This window comes from Dorea chungnamensis, assembly GCF_039832125.1.
GTDB lineage: Bacteria > Bacillota > Clostridia > Lachnospirales > Lachnospiraceae > JAFBIX01.
In genome coordinates, this window is sequence record NZ_JBDOHT010000011.1 from 1 (window position 1) to 22,473 (window position 22,473).

The 22,473-nt window shown below is 42.9% G+C and carries 20 protein-coding genes and 1 riboswitch; of the genes, 15 read left to right on the top strand and 5 right to left on the bottom strand.

The features are described from left to right. Positions 1 to 106: 106 nt before the first annotated feature. Entirely contained in the window at positions 107 to 307 is a 201-nt protein-coding gene (thiS, locus tag ABE613_RS10345) for a sulfur carrier protein ThiS (protein ID WP_347376317.1), read from the bottom strand. Between the two features lie 176 nt (positions 308 to 483). Further along, a riboswitch (TPP riboswitch) is annotated at positions 484 to 590 on the bottom strand. A 141-nt stretch (positions 591 to 731) separates the two neighbouring features. On the opposite strand from thiS, the gene ABE613_RS10350 reads away from it, so the two are divergent. The 3 genes from ABE613_RS10350 (at position 732) to ABE613_RS10360 (ending at position 4,310) form a co-directional block, all read left to right on the top strand. After that, positions 732 to 1,619: a substrate-binding domain-containing protein gene (locus ABE613_RS10350; protein ID WP_235232709.1), complete on the top strand. Its 888-nt coding sequence runs from the start codon at positions 732 to 734 to the stop codon at positions 1,617 to 1,619. A 67-nt stretch (positions 1,620 to 1,686) separates the two neighbouring features. After that, entirely contained in the window at positions 1,687 to 3,396 is a 1,710-nt protein-coding gene (locus ABE613_RS10355) for a Na/Pi cotransporter family protein (protein WP_235232708.1), read from the top strand. Then, positions 3,396 to 4,310: a magnesium transporter CorA family protein gene (locus tag ABE613_RS10360; RefSeq protein WP_347376318.1), complete on the top strand. Its 915-nt coding sequence runs from the start codon at positions 3,396 to 3,398 to the stop codon at positions 4,308 to 4,310. The genes ABE613_RS10355 and ABE613_RS10360 overlap by 1 nt, the downstream gene beginning before the upstream one ends. 577 nt (positions 4,311 to 4,887) lie before the next feature. Here the strand turns inward: ABE613_RS10360 and carB are convergent. Continuing rightward, positions 4,888 to 8,106, bottom strand: coding sequence for a carbamoyl-phosphate synthase large subunit (carB, locus tag ABE613_RS10365; protein ID WP_347376319.1), 3,219 nt, complete (start codon positions 8,104 to 8,106; stop codon positions 4,888 to 4,890). 155 nt (positions 8,107 to 8,261) lie between these two features. Between carB and ABE613_RS10370 the strand changes: the two genes are divergently transcribed. Next, complete coding sequence (locus ABE613_RS10370) at positions 8,262 to 9,443, top strand: MFS transporter (protein WP_347376320.1); 1,182 nt, start codon at positions 8,262 to 8,264, stop codon at positions 9,441 to 9,443. A gap of 75 nt (positions 9,444 to 9,518) precedes the next feature. Next, entirely contained in the window at positions 9,519 to 10,079 is a 561-nt protein-coding gene (locus tag ABE613_RS10375) for a chorismate mutase (RefSeq protein ID WP_235232704.1), read from the top strand. 271 nt (positions 10,080 to 10,350) lie between these two features. Here the strand turns inward: ABE613_RS10375 and ABE613_RS10380 are convergent, their stop codons facing one another. After that, the gene (locus tag ABE613_RS10380; protein ID WP_235232703.1) at positions 10,351 to 11,010 is read right to left on the bottom strand and encodes a YoaK family protein; all 660 of its coding nucleotides are present in this window, start codon (positions 11,008 to 11,010) and stop codon (positions 10,351 to 10,353) included. Positions 11,011 to 11,238: 228 nt separating this feature from the next. Here ABE613_RS10380 and ABE613_RS10385 point away from each other — a divergent pair, with 228 nt between their 5' ends. The 3 genes from ABE613_RS10385 to ABE613_RS10395 are packed head-to-tail and all read left to right on the top strand — an operon-like array spanning position 11,239 to position 13,322. Beyond that, on the top strand, positions 11,239 to 12,342 hold the full coding sequence (locus tag ABE613_RS10385; protein WP_347376321.1) for a DUF362 domain-containing protein: 1,104 nt from the start codon (positions 11,239 to 11,241) through the stop codon (positions 12,340 to 12,342). Positions 12,343 to 12,369: 27 nt separating this feature from the next. Further along, complete coding sequence (locus ABE613_RS10390) at positions 12,370 to 13,008, top strand: endonuclease III domain-containing protein (protein ID WP_235232701.1); 639 nt, start codon at positions 12,370 to 12,372, stop codon at positions 13,006 to 13,008. 29 nt (positions 13,009 to 13,037) lie between these two features. Next, positions 13,038 to 13,322: a hypothetical protein gene (locus ABE613_RS10395; protein ID WP_235232700.1), complete on the top strand. Its 285-nt coding sequence runs from the start codon at positions 13,038 to 13,040 to the stop codon at positions 13,320 to 13,322. A 52-nt stretch (positions 13,323 to 13,374) separates the two neighbouring features. Here ABE613_RS10395 and ABE613_RS10400 read toward each other — a convergent pair whose 3' ends face one another. Then, positions 13,375 to 13,620: a hypothetical protein gene (locus ABE613_RS10400; RefSeq protein ID WP_235232776.1), complete on the bottom strand. Its 246-nt coding sequence runs from the start codon at positions 13,618 to 13,620 to the stop codon at positions 13,375 to 13,377. Between the two features lie 93 nt (positions 13,621 to 13,713). On the opposite strand from ABE613_RS10400, the gene recQ reads away from it, so the two are divergent. From recQ to ABE613_RS10420, 4 genes are all read left to right on the top strand, one after another. Further along, positions 13,714 to 15,573, top strand: coding sequence for a DNA helicase RecQ (gene recQ, locus ABE613_RS10405; protein ID WP_347376322.1), 1,860 nt, complete (start codon positions 13,714 to 13,716; stop codon positions 15,571 to 15,573). Positions 15,574 to 15,647: 74 nt separating this feature from the next. Then, positions 15,648 to 16,394, top strand: a complete 747-nt coding sequence (locus ABE613_RS10410; protein ID WP_347376375.1) for an HD domain-containing protein — start codon at positions 15,648 to 15,650, stop codon at positions 16,392 to 16,394. A 69-nt stretch (positions 16,395 to 16,463) separates the two neighbouring features. Further along, positions 16,464 to 18,896 carry a cation-translocating P-type ATPase gene (locus ABE613_RS10415; protein WP_347376323.1) on the top strand — a complete coding sequence of 811 codons (2,433 nt, stop codon included), beginning with the start codon at positions 16,464 to 16,466 and terminating at the stop codon, positions 18,894 to 18,896. A 34-nt stretch (positions 18,897 to 18,930) separates the two neighbouring features. After that, the gene (locus ABE613_RS10420; RefSeq protein WP_347376324.1) at positions 18,931 to 19,443 is read left to right on the top strand and encodes an O-acetyl-ADP-ribose deacetylase; all 513 of its coding nucleotides are present in this window, start codon (positions 18,931 to 18,933) and stop codon (positions 19,441 to 19,443) included. 15 nt (positions 19,444 to 19,458) lie between these two features. Here ABE613_RS10420 and yfcE read toward each other — a convergent pair whose 3' ends face one another. Further along, positions 19,459 to 19,989 carry a phosphodiesterase gene (yfcE, locus tag ABE613_RS10425; protein WP_235232696.1) on the bottom strand — a complete coding sequence of 177 codons (531 nt, stop codon included), beginning with the start codon at positions 19,987 to 19,989 and terminating at the stop codon, positions 19,459 to 19,461. 114 nt (positions 19,990 to 20,103) lie between these two features. On the opposite strand from yfcE, the gene ABE613_RS10430 reads away from it, so the two are divergent. The 3 genes from ABE613_RS10430 to ABE613_RS10440 all read left to right on the top strand — a co-directional run bounded on the left by ABE613_RS10430 (position 20,104) and on the right by ABE613_RS10440 (position 22,470). Further along, positions 20,104 to 21,705, top strand: coding sequence for a potassium/proton antiporter (locus ABE613_RS10430; RefSeq protein WP_347376325.1), 1,602 nt, complete (start codon positions 20,104 to 20,106; stop codon positions 21,703 to 21,705). A gap of 13 nt (positions 21,706 to 21,718) precedes the next feature. After that, a complete protein-coding gene (locus ABE613_RS10435; protein ID WP_235232694.1) occupies positions 21,719 to 22,240 on the top strand; it encodes a GNAT family N-acetyltransferase in 522 nt (173 codons plus the stop codon). 68 nt (positions 22,241 to 22,308) lie between these two features. Then, on the top strand, positions 22,309 to 22,470 hold the full coding sequence (locus ABE613_RS10440) for a hypothetical protein (protein WP_235232693.1): 162 nt from the start codon (positions 22,309 to 22,311) through the stop codon (positions 22,468 to 22,470). Positions 22,471 to 22,473: the final 3 nt, after the last annotated feature.

Here is a 22,473-nt window from a genome sequence, read left to right on the forward strand (position 1 = left end):
TTATTTTAGTGTGCCGTCAAGGGTGGCGTACACTGCCGAAAACTAACATATCTGCAATTTTCAAGGTTCCAATGGAGCCATTTTTTCAGCTCCAATTTTTCATAGGCTACTTTACACTACCTACAAAACTTACCACTTCCAGTTTGTCTCCATCTTTCAGTGTAACGGCAGCATAATTCTTCTTAGGAAGAATCTCGCCGTTCATCTCTACGGCAATCCGTTCGATCCGATACTGGTTCTGAGCCAGATATTCGGCAACGGTGATAGGCTTTTCCAGTGAAACAGCCTGTCCATTTACTGTGATCATGTGTGTCTCCTTTCCCGGCAGTCATAAGTGATCAGATATAAAAAAGAGTTCACAAAGTAATACACCCGTGGTGGTGCACCCCTTCATGAACTCTCGCTCACTCTCAACTTTACCGTATTCTGTTTTTAAGATAAGGCCTTCTGTATAAAAAAAGAGAGATACCAAAGCATCTCCCGCATTTTTATTCGATACGTTCCTACGTTGGCATTATCCAAATCAGGTATATGGGTCGAAGTTCTCAACTTCCTCTCAGCCTAGTACATAAGCTCCCCGTTTCTGTTTACAGGAATTAGTATAGGAAAATATGAAAAAAAAGTCAACCAATTTTGTAAAAATAATGATTTTACATAGATTTAACAATTCCCCGATTCTGTTTTTACAAAAGAAGAGTACGCTGAATAACGTAAAATAGGAGGAAACAAGCATGAGAGTAAAAAAATTCTTATTAGTTTTACTTGCAGCAAGTATTGTGATCGGCAGCACTGCCTGTCAGGACAGCAGTGAGTCTCAGGATACTGTAAAAGTAGAGGGGCTGGATGAACTGGGAGAGATACAGGTGATCTCCAGAGAAGAAGGTTCCGGTACAAGGAGTACATTTGCGCAGCTTGCAGATTTTCAGGCAGAATCAGAAGATCAGGCGGATCAGACGCGGACGGATGCACAGATTGCCGGTAATGCAGAAGAAGTGATAGATATGGTAAGCGATGATGATGCGGCAATTGGCTATGTATCAGAGGGCTCGATACAGGAAGCAGAAGGGATGAAGCAATTGAAAGTGGAAGGAATTGCGGCAGATGCCGGAGATAAAAAGTATCCTCTGAGCCGTTCCTTTTATCTGACATATGTAGGAGAGCTAAACGAGGTAGAAGAGGATTTCCTGACTTATATCCACGGTGCAGGGCAGGAGATTGTAGGGGAGAATTATGAAACGGTAGCGAAGAGCAGTACGTTTCTGTCGAATAAGGCCGGCGGAACGATTACCATAAATGGATCTACTTCTGTTGCACCACTTATGGAAGAACTGGCAGAAGCCTATATGTTGATTAATCCAAATGCAAAGATTGAGATTGAACAGTCTGATTCTACAGAAGGATTGAATCAGGCGATGTCCGGAAAGTGTGATTTTGGAATGGCCTCCAGAGACTTAAAAGATTATGAGGCAGAATTACTTGATTATGAAATCATTGCCAATGACAATATTGCAGTCATTGTAAATGAACAAAATCCACTGGAAGATATATCATTGGACACATTAAAGAAAATCTATACCGGTGATATCAATGAGTGGAAAGAGTTAAATGAAGCTGGATAGAGTATGAATAATTAGAAAACGTTCCTATAGATTCAAATACAAGTTCATAAGATAGAAGGAGATTAAGATGGATAGTAAAGTACAGATAGTCTTTGGCCTGTTAGGCGGACTGGCAATATTTATTTATGGGATGAATATGATGAGCGAATGCCTCCAGAAAGCGGCAGGAGAGAAGATGAAAAGCATTCTTGCAATGCTTACGAAGAACCCGGTGCTTGGAGTGTTAGCCGGAGCATTGACAACAGCGGTACTTCAGAGCAGTAGTGCGACAACAGTCATGGCAATTGGATTCGTCAGCGCAGGGCTTATGAATCTGCCACAGGCAATCTCAATTATTCTTGGTGCCAATATCGGAACCACAATGACAGCGCAGATCATTGCATTTAAGATCAGCGATTACATATATGTAATTATCTTTCTCGGATTTATTATTTCCTTTATTGCAAAATCAGAAAAAGCAAAAAGCATTGGCCAGACTCTTTTTGCATTTGGTCTGTTATTCCTCGGAATTGAGACCATGGGAGATGTCATGAAACCACTTGCATCCAGTCCGGTATTTACCGATATGATCGGAAAGGTTGCAGATATCCCGATTCTTGGCGTTGCAGTGGGTACTCTGATGACATTAGTCGTGCAGAGTAGCAGTGCCACGATTGCGGTACTTCAGAACTTCGCTTCACAGGCAGGACCAGATGGAGTGACCAGTATCCTTGGCCTTACCGGTGCCATTCCGATTCTTCTTGGCGATAATATTGGTACAACAATTACGGCATTACTTGCCAGTGTAGGCCAGCCAAAAGATGCCAAGAGAACAGCGGTTGCACATTGTATCTTCAATATATCAGGATGTCTTCTGTTCATCTGGTTTATCAATCCATTTGCCAAATTTGTGCAGATGATATCTCCAAAAGGACCAGAAGTGGAAGTAATCTCCCGGCAGATTGCCAATGCACATACGACGTTTAACTGTGTAATGACATTGATCTGGATTCCGCTGATCTGGCTGATGGTCAAGATTGTAATGCGCATTGTACCGGATGGAAAGAAAGAGCTTTATGATCCGGCAGAACCGTTGTATCTGGATGAGAGACTGGTCAGCCAGCCGACAGCAGCATTACAGCTTGTTGCAAAAGAAGTGGTTCACTGCGGCGAAGTGGTCAGAACGATGCTTCAGGATACATCGAAAGCAGTAAAGAAAGAGGAAATGCCGCTTTTGGAAGATGTATTTGAAAAAGCAGCGATTGTAAGCAATCTGAATGGAAGAATTACAGAATACCTGGCAGATTTGTTCTCTGCCGGTGTACTGACAGAAGAACAGGCAACCCAGACGGCAGGAATTATGTATGTCTTAAGCGATATTGACCGTATGGGATCCTTGTGTGAGGATGTAGCAGAAGGCATTAGAGATAAGATAGAAAAGAAATACAAATATTCTAAAGATGCCATGAAAGATCTGGAGAAGATTCTGAATATGATAGAAAGTATGTATTCAGAGGCAATGCAGGCGATGACCACAGGCGATCTGGAGAATGCCAAGAAGATTCTTAAGAAGAAAGAAAAAGTGATTGAACTTGATATCAATATGAGAAAAGGCCATATGACCAGAGTTGGAAAGGGCAAATGTGCGGCCAACCTTACGGCGCCATTTAACCAGATTCTGCACAGCATTGATCGTATGAGTAATAGTTGTATGAATATTGCAGATGCAGCCCTGGGACAGGTAGATCTGAATTATTTCATTAATGTAACAGCAAATGGAGAGGAAATGAAGGCCTGATGATGATATTGGCTCTGGGAGAGACTTTAGAAAGTATCGATGAAAACCAATTAATACAGGAAAACAAACAGGCAGTATTTATCACAGATTCCCGGCATGCGAAAGAAGCCATGTCGCTTGCCGGGATGATATACGAAGGTGATATCAATCTGTCAGAAGTATGTTTTTGTAAGATCGAGACCCAACAGGAATGTCTGGCAGGGTCTCTTTGTATACCCAAATTACTGGATGTTCTGGGCAGCAGATATCGAATCCTCTTCTTCATTAATCAACGCCATATTGTGATCATCGATGATGATGACTTTGCCAGACGGCTGATCGTGAGGATTCGAAGAAGCAAGTCTAAGCAAGGGAATACCAAAGAACGATTTATCTATAATTTCATCACGCAGTTCATGAGCAGAGACCTGGAACTTCTGGGACGCTATGAGCGTCTGATTATGACAATGGAAGAAAAAGTCCTGGAAGGAAAGACCGAAGGGTTCCAGAATGAGATCATACCAATTCGCAAGGAACTCCTGACTTTGCGGGGATATTATGATGAATTGATGGATATGGGAAAGGAATTGGAAGAGAATGAAAATGGATTCTTTGCCAAGAAGCAGCTGCGCTACTTTGGAACCATCGCCGACCGTGCAGACCGACTGATGGGAAGAACGGCGCATCTTCTGGAATATGCACAACAGGTAAGAGATGCCTATCAGTCTCAGGTAGATGCCGAACAGAATAAAAATATGCAGTTTTTAACCGTGGTATCGGCCATCTTCTTCCCACTGACACTGATCACTGGATGGTTTGGAATGAACTTCAAAGACATGCCAGGCCTGGAACATGGATATCCCGGCGTCTGTGTGCTTAGTCTCATCGTAGTCGTATTCTGCATCCTGTTCTTCAAAAGAAAGAAGATGCTGTGAAGAGGGGAAATCTTGGTGGTTGGGGGCCGAATTCGAGGGGATGGGCAGATTGCTTCGATGCTTCGCTCTCATTCAACTCTTGCACCGGGATGTAAACTCTCCAAAGATTCGCGCAAAGGCGCTCTTCTCTGGAGAGCCAACATCGCGGGCAAGGATTTTCATTACGCTCCGCTTAGCCTTCTCAATCTGCCCATCTCCTCGAATTCTCCGCCAACTACCGGCAGGGATTCCCAAGAAGCGTAAGGGGCGGAATCCCTCCCCGGATGAGATGTTCCTGCGATTGAGAATGTCAGGCGCGAGGGGTGGATGGAGGGTTTGTAATCCGTCTGGACAAGCGATAGAAGCCGTTACAGAAAAAAGAGTGATAATTTTGCATGAAGATTTGGTTTCAAACCAAATCTGAAAAGGCTGCTGAGCCTCGAAATCATCAAGATTTCGGGGTGAATCAGCCTGGTTGCAAAATTATCACTCTTTTTTCTGTTAAGGATTCTTAGCGAAGGGCATCGGATTACAAACCCTCCATCCACCCCTCGCGCCGTACACTCTCAATCAAAAAACAATCTCATCCAAGATTCCCCTAGTGGATCTCACTGTGCAGCTTCTGCAGGGATTGCACCTCTCCGTTGCCATGTTCTTTTACATAGCGGATACCTTTTGCGGTGGCTCTTGCGGCGGCAATTGTAGTCATATAAGGAATCTTTGCCTTGATTGCAGCTTTTCTCAGGTAGCTGTCATCATGGATACTGTCCTTGCCGACCGGAGAGTTTACGATCAGGTCAATCTTTCCGTTGGTGATCATATCCAGAATATTCGGACGGCCTTCGTATAATTTCTTTACTTTTTCTGCCTCGATTCCGGCAGCACGAATCAGTTCATAGGTATTGCCGGTGGCAATGATCTTGAAACCGTCATCTGCGAAGCTCTGAGCAATCTCAACAACTTCTGCTTTGTCCTTGCGGTTTACAGAGATCAGAACAGTGCCTTCCAGTGGAAGCTTGGATTGTGCAGCTTCCTGAGCCTTGTAGAATGCTTCCCCATAGTAAGAAGACAGTCCTAATACTTCGCCGGTAGATCTCATCTCTGGTCCTAATACAGGATCTACTTCCTGGAACATATTGAATGGGAAGACCGCCTCTTTCACTCCATAGTATGGAATGTTTTGTTCTTTTAAATTTGCCACAGGTGATGGACGTCCGGTAAGTTCAGATGTAATAATGTCGGTGGCAAGCGGCACCATGCGGATATTGCATACTTTAGATACCAGTGGTACAGTACGGGATGCACGTGGGTTTGCTTCCAGGACGTATACTTTTCCTTTTTCAATTGCATACTGCATGTTCATCAGACCTTTGACATGCATTTCTTCTGCAATCTTTCTGGTATACTCTTTAATAGTCTGTACATTTTCTTCGGAGATGTGTACAGATGGAATGATACATGCGGAATCACCGGAATGTACGCCGGCAAGTTCAATGTGTTCCATGACAGCAGGAACGAAGGCGTGGTTACCGTCACTGATAGCATCTGCTTCGCATTCCAGTGCGTGGTTCAGGAAACGGTCGATCAGGATCGGACGGTCAGGGGTTACGCCGACGGCAGCTTTCATGTAGCCTTCCATGCTTTCAGCGTCATATACGACTTCCATTCCACGTCCGCCGAGAACGTAAGAAGGACGAACCATGACAGGGTATCCGATCTCTTCTGCAATCGCTAGTGCTTCGTCTACGGTTGTTGCCATGCCAGATTCAGGCATCGGAATCTCCAGTTTATCCATCATCTCACGGAACAGGTCACGGTCTTCGGCAAGATCAATGACAGAAGGAGAAGTTCCAAGAATCTTTACACCGTTTTTTTCAAGCTCTGAAGCAAGGTTCAGAGGAGTCTGTCCGCCGAATTGTGCGATGACGCCGACTGGCTGCTCTTTTTTGTAGATGCTTAATACATCTTCTAAGGTTAATGGTTCAAAATACAGCTTATCGGAAGTATCGTAATCTGTAGACACTGTCTCAGGGTTACAGTTTACAATAATCGTCTCAAATCCTAATTTCTTAAGAGCCAGAGATGCATGTACGCAGCAGTAGTCGAATTCGATACCCTGACCGATACGGTTTGGTCCGCCGCCAAGAATCATAATCTTTGGCTTGTCTGTCTTGACAGGATTCTTATCTTCTGCATTGTAAGTAGAGTAGTAGTAAGCACTGTCAGGAGTTCCGCTGACATGGACACCTTCCCATGCCTCTTCTACGCCAAGTTCAATGCGTCGGTTACGTACGTCTTCTTCCGGAATATCCAGAATCTGGCTTAAATATTTGTCAGAGAAACCATTTTTCTTAGCAGAAATGAGCATCTCATCAGAAGGCAGGCTTCCTTTGTGTGCAGCGAGTGCTTCCTCTTCTTCAACGAGTTCTTTCATTTGTTCAATGAAATAAGTCTTTACCTTCGTAATATCGAAGATCTCTTCAACAGTGGCACCTTTACGCAGTGCTTCGTACATAATGAAATGACGGTCACTGGAAGGAGTGATCAGCATCTGTAAGAGTTCTTCCTTACTCTTCTGGTCATAATCTTTGGCATGCCCAAGACCATAACGTCCGGTTTCCAGGCTGCGGATGGCCTTTTGGAAAGCTTCTTTGTAGTTCTTTCCAATACTCATGACTTCACCGACAGCACGCATCTGAGTACCAAGCTTGTCTTCTACACCTTTGAATTTTTCGAATGCCCAGCGGGCGAATTTAATAACAACATAGTCACCGTCTGGTACGTATTTGTCCAGAGTACCGTATTTTCCACAAGGGATATCCTTCAGAGTCAATCCACAAGCCAGCATTGCGGATACCAGAGCAATCGGGAAACCAGTTGCCTTGGAAGCCAATGCAGAAGAACGAGAAGTTCTTGGATTGATCTCGATAACTACGATTCGGTCAGTTACTGGATCATGAGCAAATTGTACATTCGTTCCGCCAATGACCTGTACAGACTCTACGATCTTATACGCCTGTTCCTGCAGCTTTTTCTGACATTCTTCTGAGATGGTAAGCATTGGAGCAGAACAGAAAGAATCTCCGGTATGCACACCCAGTGGGTCAATATTTTCAATAAAGCATACGGTGATCATATTATTGTCAGCATCGCGAACCACTTCCAGTTCAAGTTCTTCCCAGCCAAGGATGGATTCTTCCACCAGAACCTGCCCTACCAGACTGGCTTGAAGACCTCTGGCACAGACTGTTTTTAATTCTTCTTTATTATATACAAGGCCACCGCCTGCACCACCCATGGTGTAAGCCGGACGAAGAACGACCGGATATCCAAGTTCATCAGCAATATCAAGGGCCTCTTCAACACTGTAAGCGACTTCACTTCTTGCCATCTCAATACCAAGAGCATTCATAGACTTCTTGAATTCAATGCGGTCTTCCCCTCGTTCGATGGCATCTACTTGAACACCAATAACTTTTACATTATATTTATCAAGAATTCCCTCTTTAGCAAGCTCGGCACACAGATTCAGTCCAGATTGGCCTCCAAGATTAGGAAGCAGCGCATCTGGCCGTTCTTTGGCGATAATCTGTTCCAAACGTTCCACATTCAACGGCTCGATGTAAGTAACATCTGCCATCTCAGGATCTGTCATGATGGTCGCAGGATTGGAATTCACCAATACGATCTCATAGCCCAGTTTACGTAATGCTTTGCAAGCCTGTGTCCCTGAGTAATCAAATTCGCAAGCCTGTCCAATGATGATCGGTCCGGAACCGATAATAAGTACTTTGTGAATATCTGTTCTCTTTGACATTTGTTTCCTCCTCAATATGACATACTGTTTTATCTTTTTCTATTATATAGGAGAATTGAAAAAAGGAAAATGAAAATTTATAGAAAAGATGTATTTCTTGCTTTTTTATAACAAAAGTCCTATATTATTAAGAGACAAAAAAAGGAGATTAGAAAATGACATCATTATTATTAGTTGTAATATATCTGGCTTTTATCAGTCTTGGATTACCAGATGCGCTTCTGGGATCAGCATGGCCAACAATGTACCAGGAATTGGGAGCATCGGTATCCTGGGCAGGAAGTGTATCTATGATCATATCGGCAGGAACGATTATTTCAAGTCTTGCAAGTGATCGCCTGACCAGAAGACTTGGGGCGGCAAAGGTTACGACAATCAGTGTATTTATTACAGCAGTTGCTTTATTTGGCTTTTCAGTAAGCCATGCTTTCTGGATGCTGTGTCTATGGGCGATTCCTTACGGACTGGGAGCAGGAAGTGTGGATGCTGCGTTAAATAACTTTGTAGCACTTCATTATCCTGCAAGACATATGAGCTGGCTGCACTGTATGTGGGGCGTTGGTGCCAGTATAGGGCCAATCATTATGGGATGGACCATTACCGGAGGGCTTCGCTGGAATGGAGGATATCGTATTATCTCGCTGCTGCAGATTATTCTGACTGCTATATTGATAATCAGTCTTCCATTATGGAAAAAGAAATCGACAATACATTCAGGAGAAAGTACAGAATCAGAAGGGCAGTCTCTTCAACATCTGACATTTTCACAACTGCTTAAGAGAAGCGGAGTGAAAGAAGTTATGGTATGTTTTTTCTGTTATTGTGCATTAGAGACTACAACAGGAATGTGGGCTGCGAGTTATTGCACGTTAAACCGAGGAATTTCAGCAGAACAGGCAGCAAGATATGCCAGCCTGTTTTATATTGGAATTACCGTGGGAAGATTCATATGTGGTTTTATTACTTTGAAGGTGAATGACCGGAACATGATTCGAATGGGGCAGATTCTGATCGTATTAGGAGTTTTATTGGTGATCCTGCCTCTGAGCCAAGAGCTTTTACTGGCAGGGTTGGTGGTCATAGGATGTGGATGTGCACCAATCTATCCATCCATTATTCATGAAACGCCGCAGAATTTTGGAGCGGATTTGAGCCAGTCTATTATTGGCGTGCAGATGGCTTCGGCGTATACGGGTACTTGCCTGGTTCCGCCAATCTTCGGCTTAATTGCACAGTACATTGATGTTGCTTTATACCCATACTTTTTGGCTGTGATATTGGTTCTTATGATTGTGATGTCAGAAAAGCTCCATATTGCAACGAGCCGTAAAGTATAGTTATTATGATCTTGCAAGATGTAGTCAGATAGACATAAGTTGGATAAAGTTGTTAGGATAATAAGGAGAAATATTATGACATTAGAGGAAGTTCGAAAAGAAATTGATGCGATAGATTCACAGATGAAACCGCTGTTTCTGAAGCGTATGGAGTGCTCCAGACATGTGGCAGAGGCAAAAGCTAAGACTGGGGGCGATGTGTTTTCTAAGGCCAGAGAAGATGAGATTATCAATAAGCGCGCAGCCGATGTGAATGCAGAAGTTCGGGAAGAGTATGTAGCATTCTTGCAGCATCTTATGAGTGTCAGCAGAAGATATCAGTACGGGATTCTGATGGGGATGCAGGATCATGTTCTGGAAGAAGTTCTGAGAACAGCAGGTCTGGATGCAAGAGAGGAACATCATCAGGTGGAAGTTGCTTTTCGCTGCAAGCGCACCGTGGGCAATGTCAATCTGTTCTTGAATATGGCAAACCTGAATAAAATAGACATCTGTCACATGAATTTTGAGACGATAGATGATGAACAGACTGTAACGATGACGCTTTGCGGCAATGTCAGAGAAAGCAATATGAAAAGATTAATCTGCCAGATGGGAAAAGAGGCAGAAGACTTCCGAATACTAAGATTAAAATAAGAGAGAATAACAGCGAAAACCCGTTAACCTTATCGGCTAACGGGTTTCGTTGTTGTTATAGTTATCTAAAAGGAATGAGAGTAAAGTGCGGCACCTGGTATTCAATCCAAGGTGCTTTTACTTTGTGAGGGGGGAGATAGTTGATGTGTTCTTCAACTATCTGTACTAAAGTATAAAGTATAAATGTGTCTAAAGTATGTTAAATCCCTTAAAGAAATCGAAAATTTCTTAAGAAGAAATTAAATTATTATTTCCTTTTTATTCTCAGAACTTATCTTCGCTCTCTGTCGATGAACATAAGAATGAATGCCAGAAACATCATCACAGAACAACATAGAATTGCCTTTTCGTGAAAAATCTTGATAAAAGCATTTCCTATTACAGCACCGATGACAAAGCAAAAGATGATGCCATAATAAAGCAGGCCTTTTTCCAGATGCCCTTTCTCTTTTGTGTAGAAATAACTGCACAGGTTCTGAGTGGCACTTCGCAGATTGCCGATACACATGGTAGTTGCTATACCGTTTCCATGTATCTTGCGGAAACTTTCCACCTGTATTCCGCATGCCAGAGAAGTCAGACTGTTCGCCAACAGGTTCATGTTATGAGGCATAAAACTTACTGTTGCCAGGATCAGAGCTTCAAACAGTACGGAAATCTGCCTCCAGTGTAATCGGATTATTCCTTTTATCCGAACAACATCGGCCAGGGCGATTCCAATGGCAAAAGCCAATACAGGGAATAGATACCGTACGACCAGATGAAAATTGCCTTCAGAAAGAGAGACACCTAAAAGAAGCATATTTCCAGTCTGGGCATTGGCAAATACCCTGCCGCGTTCCAGGTAGGAGTAGGCGTCCATGAAACCGCCGGAAAGTGCTAATATGATTCCTAATTCTATAGATTCAGAGACTTGAAGTGCACGTTTCATAATAAAGTTCCTTTCTGGCTTGCATTGATTTCGCACCAATTATAGGAGGATTCTTTTTCCATGTCAACAAGTCCAGAAGTAAATTAGCACTTTGTATAATAATTGTCAGTTTTACAAATTCTCTTTAGCAAAATTTTAAAGGGCCAAAGGATTTCCCTGAAACTATAGCTGAAAACAGGGAATTGTGGTATGATTAATGACAAGCTGAATATTATGGAGGAAAGCGATATGGAAAAATCAAAAGTTTATTTTACCAATATGAAAGCATCGTTCAATGAGAATCTGCCACAGAAGTTAAAACGCCTGATTCGTACTGCAGGTATTGAGGAGATTGATTTTAAAGATAAATATGCGGCAATTAAGATGCATTTTGGAGAACCGGGGAATCTTGCATTTTTACGTCCAAACTATGCAGCTGTCATTGTAGATATGGTAAAGGAACTGGGAGGAAAACCATTCCTTACAGATTGTAATACTTTATATGTCGGTGGTAGAAAGAATGCACTGGATCACTTGGATTCTGCGTATCAGAATGGATTTTCTCCATTTTCTACAGGCTGTCATGTGTTGATCGCTGATGGACTGAAGGGTACAGATGAGGTACTGGTACCTGTAGACGGAGAATATGTTAAAGAAGCGAAGATTGGACGTGCAGTCATGGATGCAGATGTATTCATTACGTTGAATCATTTCAAGGGACATGAGGCTACCGGTTTTGGCGGAGCACTTAAGAATATTGGCATGGGCTGTGGATCCAGAGCTGGAAAGATGGAGATGCACAGTGCAGGAAAGCCATATGTGGAACAGGAAGAATGTGTGGGCTGCGGTAATTGTATCCGTATCTGTGCACATGATGCACCTTCTATTACAGATGGCAAGGCATCTATTAATCATGATAAGTGCGTTGGCTGTGGCAGATGTATTGGTGTCTGTCCAAAGGATGCAGTCTGTCCGGCAGGGGATGAATCCAATGATATTTTAAATAAGAAGATAGCCGAATACAGTCTGGCAGTGGTGAAGGATCGTCCACATTTTCATGTGAGTCTGGTAATTGATGTATCTCCGAACTGTGACTGTCATGCAGAAAATGATATTCCAATCGTGCCGGATGTAGGAATGTTCGCATCCTTTGACCCAGTAGCGCTGGATCGTGCCTGTGCAGATGCAGTGAATCGGATGCCGGTGATTGCCGGAAGTCAGCTGGATCAGATGCCGCATGTGCATCATGATCATTTTATTGATTCTGCACCGACTACAAACTGGAAGGTGTGTCTGGAACATGCAGAGAAGATTGGACTTGGAACACAGGAATACGAACTGATAGAGATCTAAGAATGCATTTATAAATTAGGAGGAAATATGACAAAAGCAGAATTGGCACTGGAAGTTATCGAACGTTTGAAAAAAGAATATCCGGATGCGGGATGTACTCTGGATTATGATCAGGCATGGAAGCTTCTGGTCAGTGTCCGTCTTGCGGCTCAATGTACGGATGCCCGGGTCAATGTCGTGGTAGAAGGATTGTATGAGAAATATCCGGATATAGATGCACTGGCTGCGGCAGATGTTGAGGATATCGAGAAGATTGTAAGACCCTGTGGATTGGGAAAAAGTAAGGCGAGAGATATCAGTGCCTGTATGAAGATGCTGAAAGAAGAGTACGGCGGGAAAGTCCCGAAAGACTTTAACGCATTGCTTAAGCTGCCAGGTGTAGGAAGAAAGAGTGCGAACCTTATCATGGGAGATGTGTTTGGTGAGCCTGCAATTGTAACAGATACACATTGTATCCGTCTGGTAAATCGAATCGGTCTTGTAGATGGAATAAAAGAACCGAAAAAGGTAGAGATGGCACTCTGGAAGATCATTCCGCCGGAAGAAGGCAGTGACTTCTGTCATCGTCTGGTATACCATGGGCGTGATGTCTGTACGGCACGAACCAAGCCGTATTGTGAGAAATGCTGTCTGAAAGATATCTGTGCGAAAAATGGAGTAGAGTAAGTTCATAAGAAGTGTATAGGAGGATGGTTATGGCAGATATTGTAGGAATGCTGGATGAATTACAGAATCGTGCTCTGAAAGATGAGAAACTTAAAAAGCAATTGCTTGCAACGCGGACAGAATCAGATCCGGTAGCTGCATTTTGCAGGACATGCAGGGAATTGGGATATGAGATCTATGAGATGGAACTGATCAGCGCCGGGGAGGAATTTCATGCTTCTATGAAAAGAAGTACCAATGGAGGCGGAGAGAATTCACCGATGTTGGAAAGTGAAGATGACTTCTATGAATTGTTTTTTGCAAGTCTGGAATAAAAAGAGATGGCAGGTGAATCGTAATGATTACTTGCCATCTTTCTGTCAAAGCTTATGGTTGATTCAGATTCATGCTTTTCAAAGTTTCAACAAGCTCCATATCGTCTTGTTTTAACTTGATATTTGAGCAATAATTCTTTCCCTCTGGTGTTGTGACTGTGATCTCAATCACTGTTCCTTCCATCAGAGCTTCCCTGGATACTGCGTTTATAAATAAAGGAAATTTGGGATGGTTGGCGCGGAAACGGTCAATACAGCTTTTTATTTTTTGAATCATTGCAATCTGATTGAAGTTCATATTCATGATGATTTCGCCTCCTTTGAACATATACCTATGGGGCATTATACTGGAATTGGAGGAAATAGTCAAAAGGAGAATGAATAAAAGAAAATGGAACCGATAGATATATTAAAGCAATATTTTGGATATGACACGTTCCGTGAGGGGCAGCGCCCATTGATTGATTCTGTCCTGAAGGGACGGGATGTTTTAGGAATTATGCCTACGGGAGCTGGAAAGTCGATGTGCTTTCAGATCCCAGCACTTATGATGGAAGGCATTACCCTGGTCATCTCTCCTTTGATCTCACTGATGAAGGATCAGGTCGGAGCACTGAATCAGGCAGGAGTCCATGCGGCGTTTTTGAACAGTTCGCTGACAATGGGACAATACGTGAAAGCGCTTCGCCTGGCAAAAGAAGGTCGTTATAAGATTATCTATGTAGCACCGGAACGATTGGAGACGGAAGGATTTCTTGAGTTTGCGTTATCTGAAAATGTGCATATCTCCTTCCTGGCAGTGGATGAAGCACATTGTGTCTCTCAGTGGGGGCAAGACTTCCGCCCCAGTTATCTGAAGATTATGGAATTTCTAAAGAAACTGCCATATCGTCCTGTGGTTGGAGCTTATACGGCAACTGCAACAGAAGATGTACGTGATGACATTATGGATATTCTAGAGTTGCAGAATCCATACGTGATGACGACTGGATTTGACAGAGAGAATCTGTATTTTGCAGTAAAAAAGCCGGTAGATAAGTACAAAGAACTGGTACATTATCTGAAAGACAGGGAGAAAAAGTTCTCGGGAAGCAGTGGGATCATCTACTGCCTTACCAGAAAAAATGTGGAAGACATTTGCTATAGATTGAGAAAGGAAGGATTTTCCGTTACGAGATATCATGCCGGATTAAGTGATGAGGAACGAAAAGAGAATCAGGAAGATTTTATCTATGACAGACGTCAGATTATGGTGGCAACCAATGCATTTGGTATGGGGATTGATAAGTCGGATGTGCGCTTTGTGATTCATTATAATATGCCGAAGAATATGGAGAGCTATTATCAGGAGGCGGGACGAGCCGGCAGAGATGGAGAACCGGCGGAATGCATCCTCTATTATGAACCCATGGATGTGCGTACGAATCGTTTTTTTATAGAAAATGGAGAAGATAATGAAGAGTTAGACGAATTCACACGCCAGCTTGTAAAAGAACGGGATATTGAGCGTTTGAAGCAGATGACGTTCTATTGTTTTACCTCCGAGTGCCTGCGCCATTATATATTGAAGTATTTTGGAGAGAATAGTTCGGGGTATTGTGGAAACTGTCTGAATTGTATGACTCAGTTTGAAGAGGTTGATATTACCAATGAGGCAAGAGCCATTATTCATTGTATGGATGCAAATCGAATGAACTATGGTGTTTCTACAATTATTGATATTCTGCGTGGCGCGAAGAATCAGAAGATTCTTTCCAAAGGATTGAATCAGAATCCGGAGTATGGAACTTTGTCACAGATAACAGTGGCAAGACTCAGACAGATCATACAGGAATTAATGTATCAGGGGTATCTGGAATTGTCCGGTGACCAGTATCCGGTCATTCAGACGACGAGGAAGTCAGCCGAATTCCAGCAAAATAATCGTACACTTGTGATGAAACTTGCAAAAGAAAAAGAACAAGAAGAAGTGTCAGGAAGAAAGCAGAAGAGGGGAAGCAGGAAAAAAGCCGGAGCTGCTGCTATGCTTTCGGAAAAGGATCTGGAGCTCTTTGAAACTCTTCGTGTGCTCCGCCGGGAGTTTGCCGAGGAAGAAAAGGTGCCTCCATATATGATCTTCTCGGATAAAACACTTGCCTTAATGAGTGCTGCGCATCCTGCGAATCTTGAAGAAATGCTGCGAATCAGTGGAGTGGGAGAATTCAAACTACAAAAATACGGGGAACGTTTTTTGCAAGTTATTTGCAGGTAACCAAGAATCACTGTTGAGAATTATTAATTACTATGTTGTCATATTAATGATACAGAAGAGGGTAGAGAAACATGATGGATTTACAATATGCAAAAAAGCAGTTTGAATGTTATCTGAACCATTATGACAGGGACGATGACAAGATACGGTTGAAGATTGTGCACACATATGGCGTGGTAGAATGTAGTCGCCAGATTACCCAGAGAATGGGACTGCCAGAAGAAGATAGGCAGTTGGCACAACTGATAGGCTTGCTACACGATATCGGAAGATTCGAACAGTTGAAACGATACAACAGTTTTGAACCGAATACCATGGACCACGCCAGTTTTGGTGTGCAGATATTGTTCGAAGAAGGAATGATTCGTCAGTTTGTGCAGGATAATACGTGGGATTCTATTATAAGGACGGCTATTGCAAAACATAGTGATTATAAGCTGGAAGGAATCGAAGATTCCCGAGAACTTATGCATGCCCGTATTATCCGGGATGCAGATAAGCTTGATAATTGCCGTGTCAAACTGGAAGATCCAATTGAGACCATGCTGGGAGTCTCTGCTGAAGAAGTAGGAAAGACGAAGATCAGTCCAGAAGTCATGGAACAAGTTTATAGAAAAGAATCTATTCTTTCTCAGACCAGAAAAACAAAGATGGATTACTGGGTATCTTATCTGGCATATTTTTTTGATATCAATTACGAAGCGACATTTCAGATCATAAGAGAACAAAACTATGTAGACCGCCTGATCAATAGAATCCCATATTCCAATCCTGAGACGGTGGCGAAGATGGAAGAAGTGAGGAGCATAATACATTTTTAAGAATATGTTTATAGAATTCTCTATTTCCCTGGCGTATAATTATTAACATACATGTGAGGAGGCCGTTATATGAAGTGGAAGTCTAGACAGGAAGTACAGGAAAGGGAATATGATTATGAAGTAGAACGAACTCCGGTGACTCGTTACCAGCCGGTATATACAGAAGGCCTTACAAACAGGCAGGTACAGGAGCACAGAGATGGAGGCTGGTCGAATCTGTCCGTAGATCCTCCGGCGCAGACTACTAAGGAAATTATACATGAGAATGTATTTACATATTTTAACTTGATATTTCTGGTGCTGGCAATACTACTCTGCCTGGTGGGTTCTTTTCGGAATCTTACGTTTTTACCGGTGATCATCATTAATACTTTAATAGGTATTATTCAGGAGATCCGGTCGAAGAATGTATTGGCAAAGTTGAATATGCTGAATGCACCGCATGCCAGTGTGGTACGTGAGGGTAAAGAATCAGTTGTGGATTCGGAAGAATTAGTGTTGGACGATATTGTTCTATTTAAAAGTGGCAACCAGATCTGCGCAGATGCAGTCGTTGTGGAAGGAGAAGTGCGGGTTAATGAGGCTTTGCTTACCGGCGAATCGGACGAGATTATCAAGAGATGCGGAGAGCATCTGATGTCCGGGAGCTTTGTGGTAGCCGGACAATGCCATGCCCGGCTGGAAGCAGTAGGAGTGGATTCTTATATTTCAAAATTGACGTTGGAAGCGAAAGCGATGCAAAAGGGCGAACAGTCGGAGATGATTCGTTCATTGGATAAACTGGTCAAGTGTGTGGGGGTGGCACTGATTCCAATTGGAATTGTGTTGTTCGTTCAGGGATTCTTCTTTAATGGAGAGACATTCCGCAATAGCATAACTTCCATGGTAGCGGCAGTGATTGGCATGATTCCGGAAGGATTGTATCTTTTGGCCAGTGTTGCTCTGGCTGTAAGTGCTATGCGTCTGGCGAAGAAGAAGGTGCTGCTTCATGATATGAAAAGTATTGAGACACTGGCTCGTGTAAATGTCCTGTGTGTAGATAAGACAGGAACTATTACAGAGAATTCGATGAGTGTGAAGAAGTTGGTTCCGACCCAATTATATGATAAGGAGACAACACCAGAACTGGAAAAATTGGTCGGAGACTTTGTCAAGGCCATGGGCAGTGATAACAGTACGATGGAAGCGCTGAAAGAATATTTTAAAGATGGAACCGGAGCTGTTGCAGTTCGTACAATTCCATTCACATCTGCGACGAAATACAGTGGAGTCGTGTTTGAGGAAAAATCTTACGTACTGGGAGCGCCAGAGTTTGTGCTGCGTGAGGACTATGAGACTTATCGGCTGGAGATTCAGACTTATGCAAAGCGTGGCTATCGTGTGTTGGTTTTCGGAACATATGAAGGAACGCTGGAAGGAACGAAGTTGACAGAGAAGGTTCTACCGCTGGGGTATATTCTTCTTGCCAACCCGATTCGAAAGGAAGCACCAGAGACATTTGCCTACTTTGCAGAGCAGGGAGTGGAAGTAAAGGTCATCTCTGGAGATAATCCTATGACAGTATCTGAAGTTGCAAAAGAAGCAGGTATTGAGAATGCAGAGGAATATATAGATGCAACAACGCTTACAACAGATGAAGATGTGGAGCGTGCGGTCGCAAAATATACGGTATTCGGACGGGTAACTCCTGCACAGAAGCGGCAGTTTGTACAGGCTTTAAAGAAGCAGGGCAAGACAGTCGCAATGACTGGCGATGGAGTCAATGATGTACTTGCACTTAAGGATGCGGACTGTAGTGTGGCTATGGCGTCAGGAAGCGATGCGGCAGCACAGGCATCTCAGGTGGTATTGTTAGAGTCGGATTTTTCCTGTATGCCATCCGTTGTGTTGGAAGGAAGACGTGTGGTTAATAATATTCAGCGTTCAGCAACACTGTTCCTTGTGAAGAATATCTTCTCTTTCCTGCTGTCCTTGTTCTCCGTGGTATTTATGATTACTTATCCGCTGGAACCTTCGCAGGTATCTTTGATCAGTATGTTTACGATAGGAGTTCCTGCGTTCTTCCTGGCATTGCAGCCGAATAAGGATCTTATTAAGGGTCATTTTTTGCCAAATGTAATTCTAAAGGCATTGCCGGCGGCTCTTACGGATGTTCTGGCAGTAGGTTCTCTGGTAGTATTTGGGCAGATCTTTGCAGTAGGTGCAACCGACATCTCAACAGCAGCTACGATGCTGCTTGCAATTGTCGGATTTATGATTCTGTATAGAATCTGTCAACCGTTTAATGTATTTCGAATTGTGATATGGGTAGGCTGCGTCATCGGGTTGCTGGCCTGCAGCATATTCCTGCCAGATTTATTTGCAATTACAGGAATGTCTACGAAATGTATCATGCTGTTTGTGGTATTTTCAATTGCAACAGAACCGGTGCTTCGTTATCTGACGATGTTGGTTGGTGGAATGCAGGATTTACATAAGAAGATCTTTCATAAGAAGGCATAAGAAACCGGAAAACAATAGTAGGAGATGATAGAAAATGAAGTTGCAAGTAGTGTTAGGAGATATTACCAAGAGTACCTGTGATGCAATCGCAAATGCGGCGAATACGTCTCTGCTTGGCGGAGGCGGCGTAGATGGAGCAATTCACAGGGCGGCTGGCCCAGAGCTTTTAAAAGAATGCCGGACTCTGGGTGGATGTAAGACGGGAGAAGCCAAGATTACAAAGGGCTACCGGCTTCCGGCCAGATACGTGATTCATACGCCGGGGCCAGTCTGGCATGGTGGACAGCATAACGAAGAGAGATTGCTCCATAATTGTTATGAAAATTGTCTGAAACTGGCAGTCGATGCTGGATGTAAAAGTATTGCATTTCCGTCAATCAGTACAGGAATCTATGGTTTCCCGTTAGAAAAAGCGGCACCGATTGCGGTAAGTACCATCCGCAACTTTTGCACAGAGCATCCGGAAATCGAAGTAGTGCAGATGGTGTGCTTTGATCGCAATACTCTCTCTTATTACGAAAAAGCAGTAAAAGAACAAGACATTTAGTCGAATGTGAGGAACCTAGACAGGGATGATATTACCATCCAGATCTTTCCAGATAAAAGCTCCGTCATAGATCATGTATCCATGGGCGGAGTTTCCTTTTGGAATGGATACAGAGCCAGGATTCATATAGATATAATCGCCCATGTTCTGGTTAGCCGGAATATGAGTGTGACCATTCAGCAAGATATCCCCGTCTTTTAACATCGGCGGATTCTGTGGATTGAAATGGTGCCCGTGTGTGGCGAAGATTGTCTGTCCGTCTAATTCCAGAAAGCAATAGTCAGCCAGAATCGGAAATTCCAGAACCATCTGATCCACTTCGGTATCACAATTACCCCGAACGCACAATAATTCTTGCTTCAAAGGATTCAGCATAGCAATTACTTCTTTTGGATTATAATCCTTCGGCAGATCATTTCTGGGACCATGATATAGAATATCCCCCAACAGCAATAATTTGTCTGCCTGTTCTTTCTGGTAAGCTTCTATCATTTTTTTACAATAATATGCGGAACCATGAATATCTGATGCAATCATTAATTTCATGTAAAGTACCTCTCTTTCTCATCATGTACCTTATTCTAACATAAATCATCAGAGGAGTAAAATTGGATTTCTTTCTGATATTATATATGTTAAAATAAGGATGGAGGTGGCTGAATGCTTATATTACTTGCGCTTGTGTCCATTGTGATTGTGACATGTGTATTATGTAACAAATTATCGAATAGAATGGGGGTTCCCGTGCTTCTGGCGTTTATTTTGCTTGGAGTTGCTTTTGGCTCGGATGGAATCTTTAAGATACATTTTGATGATTTTGTTTTGGTAGAGCGGGTGTGTACGATCGCGTTGATTTTTATTATGTTCTATGGTGGATTTGGCACCAATTGGAAAGAGGCAAGGGTAGTTGCGCCAAAAGCTCTTATGTTGTCTTCTTTGGGTGTTGTTATAACAGCATTTCTTGTCGGAGTATTCTGTTATCATGTGCTTCATTTCGAATGGCTGGAGAGTCTTCTGATCGGAGCGGTCTTGAGTTCTACTGATGCAGCTTCAGTATTCTCGGTGCTGCGATCCAAACAATTGAATTTAAAATATGGAACAGCATCTCTTCTTGAGTTGGAAAGTGGAAGTAATGATCCGTGGGCTTATATGTTGACGGTGCTTATTCTATCTGTGATGCGTGGAGAGAGCGGTACGCCGGTAAGTATTATGACAACAGTGCTGCAGCAAGTCTTAGTGGGACTGATTGTAGGGATGTTGATTGCTTGGATTGGTATGTGGGCGATTCGACACATTGATTTTGAAACTTCTGGTTTTGACACGATATTTGTGGTTGCGATTGCATTGATGGCGTATACATTTCCGTCTTTACTCGGCGGAAATGGTTATCTAAGTACTTACATTGTGGGACTTGTGTTGGGAAATGTAACCCTTCCGGATAAAAAACGAATGGTACATTTCTTTGACGGTGCAACAGGATTGATGCAGATGCTGGTATTCTTTTTGATGGGGTTACTTGCATTTCCATCACAAATGCCATCAATTCTGCTCCCGGCAATTGCAATATTCCTATTTCTTACGTTTATTGCAAGACCATTGGCAGTATGCCCATTGTTATCGGTTTTTCGCTCTAATCTCTCTCAGCAGTCAGTCGTTTCCTGGGCAGGGCTTCGAGGTGCGGCCTCTATCGTATTTGCAATTATGGTAACGGTGGATGATGCATATACGAAGAATGATGTGTTTCATATTGTATTCTGTGTAGTACTTCTCTCAATTGGAGTACAGGGTTCATTACTTCCTTTGATATCCAGAAGATTGCATATGATCGACAACAGTCAGGATGTCATGAAGACATTCAATGATTATGCGGAAGAATCTTCACTGCAGTTTGTAGCCTTGACGCTTGAAAAAGGGCATGAATGGATCGGCCGGCAGATACAGAGTATAATATTGCCGCCACAGATGCGGATTGCATATATCCGAAGAGGAGAAGAGCAGGTCATTCCAAGGGGAAGTACAATTCTGGAGGAAGAAGATATATTAATTATGAGTGCCGTTGAATATCAGGGGTCCCGGCCAATTGCAATGAAAGAGGTCTATGTCGACAAGAAACATAAGTGGAACAACCGGCAGTTGAATGAACTGGAACTTCCACATTCAAGAATTGTTTTGATAAAACGTAAGGGACATTCTTTTGCACCCACAGGAGAGAGCCGGATTGTGGAGGGAGATATGCTGGTACTTATAGGAGATGAGATTTAGAGGAGAGAAGAGGATGGAGCAGACAATTCAAATCCGTTATGCAGAACAGGCGGATGTTCCAGAGATTATGAAGATTATGACAACGGCCAGTCGGCTGGTCGAGGATGCAAAGTGGTACAGCATGGATGATGAAGCTTATGTAAGAAGACATATAGACCAAGAAGGTTTTGTATTAAAAGCGCTGATAGACAAAAAGACAGCAGGATTTCTTTTGGTTCGTTATCCGAAAGACGCCAAAGATAATCTGGGAGAATACTTGAATCTGACAAAACAGGAAAGCTTGATGGTCGCACATATGGAATCGGCAGCGGTACTTCCAGAATATACAGGAAGAGGAATTCAGAGACAGCTGATGTCAGCAGGAGAAGATATCGTATTGCAGCAAGGATATCGTTATCTAATGGGAACTGCCCATCCGGAAAACAGATATAGTGTGAATAATTTTCTGAAATTAGGCTACAAGATTTTGCTTGAGACTGAAAAATACGGCGGTTTGCCACGATATGTATTTTGTAAGGAAATGAACGGGCAATAAGTAGAAAAGTATGGTATACTATAAATGTAAATGATGACAGATCACGTTGAGCAAAAGGGGGTATTCCTATGACAGAAGAACTGATTAAAGAAGTAAAGCATATTCAGCAATGTCTGGTGAATAAGGATATGGAAGGCGACGAGTGGGAAGAGAAGATGGAGATTATCCGTAAGCTGGAAGATGTATCAAGTTATCTGAAAGATGCCCTTGGACGTGGCATAGAGTTCTGATGG